The organism is Mameliella sp. MMSF_3455 (assembly GCF_030733205.1).
In the GTDB taxonomy this organism is placed as follows: Bacteria; Pseudomonadota; Alphaproteobacteria; order Rhodobacterales; family Rhodobacteraceae; genus Antarctobacter.
The window spans coordinates 1-1331 of the sequence record NZ_JASHJL010000108.1 but is presented as its reverse complement, the minus strand read 5'-3'; the positions used below and the strand labels follow the sequence as shown (position 1 = coordinate 1331).

At 63.1% G+C, this 1331-nt stretch carries 1 protein-coding gene and 1 pseudogene; both read left to right on the top strand.

The window, feature by feature from the left end:
• Positions 1–82: 82 nt before the first annotated feature.
• A pseudogene (locus RBB42_RS28045) lies at positions 83–1108 on the top strand (Mu transposase domain-containing protein); the annotation flags it as partial.
• Positions 1041–1331, top strand: a 291-nt coding sequence (locus tag RBB42_RS28040) for an ATP-binding protein (RefSeq protein ID WP_306043975.1), incomplete at its 3' end; no start/stop codon positions are given. The pseudogene RBB42_RS28045 and the gene RBB42_RS28040, both read left to right, overlap by 68 nt.

Sequence of the window (1331 nt, the reverse complement as noted above, 5' to 3'; positions counted from 1 at the left end):
CCGCGACCGACCAGATTGCCGGACCCGAACAAAGCTCTTGCCAAGGGGCCATCCATACACGGTCCGAGAGACAATGGACGCGAAGACGGCGGTGGACACGATCTTTGTTGGCAAGGACCGCGCCTACAATCGCCGGTTCCAGCAGATGTGCGGGCACTACTTGGTCGATCCGGTCGCCTGCACGCCCGCATCGGGCTGGGAGAAGGGCCAGGTCGAGAACCAGGTCGGCGTCCTCCGGCAGCGCTTCTTTGTACCGCGCCCCAAGTTCAAATCCCTCGCCGAGTTGAACGCCTGGCTCGAGGACCGGTGTATGGCCCACGCCAAAGCGAACAAACATCCCGACATACCGGAGAAGACGGTTTGGGAGGTGTCCCAAGCCGAGCGGCCGAGCCTGATCCCTTATGTCGGCCCGTTCGATGGCTTCCACGCGGTGCCGGCATCGGTGTCCAAGCCCGGGGCTCCGCCCGTTCAGGGCTGAATTGGTCCACTGGACCAATTCCTGGACGCCCTTCACCCTACCTCGTGCGCTTCGACAAGAACCTCTACTCGGTCGATGCTCGGACTGTTGGGCGGCCGGTCGAGATCAGGGCCTACGCCGACCGTTTGGAATGCTGGCAGGACGGGCAGGTTGTCGCTCGCCATGATCGGGTCTTCGGGCGCAACACCACCGTCTACGATCCCGTGCATTACGTACCCGTCCTGGCGCGCAAACCTGGCGCGTTGCGCAACGGCGCGCCCTTCAAGGAATGGGAATTGCCGCCGGCACTGCGCCGTGTGCGGCGCAAGCTGGAGCACCAGCCCGGTGGCGACCGCCAGGTGGTCGAGATCCTCGGTGCCGTGCTCAGTGATGGCATCGAAGCCGTCGAAGCGGCCTGCTCGGAGGCGCTGGCGCACAACGTCTATTCCGGTCGTTCTGAACATTCTGGCGCGCCACCGCGAACCGCCACCGCCGCTGACAATCACGACGCCGGATGCGCTGAAGCTGGCCTGCGAGCCTGCTGCCAATTGCGATCGCCATGACAGTCTCCGGAGAAAAACCGATGGAACGATCACAGGTGCTGGACGCCATGGGCCAGTTGAAGCTCTACGGCATGAGGACGGCCTACGACGAGATCATCACCACGGCGATCAAGCGCCAGTACGAGCCACAACAGATCATTGGCGACCTCCTGGCCGCCGAGATCAGTGAGAAACAGGCGCGCGCGATCAAATACCAGATGACCATCGCCACGCTACCTCTGGCCAAAGAGATCAAGGAGCTCGACTTCGAGGGCACGCCTGTCAACGAGACACTGATCCGGGATCTGGCCACCGGCGACTTCCTCGATCAT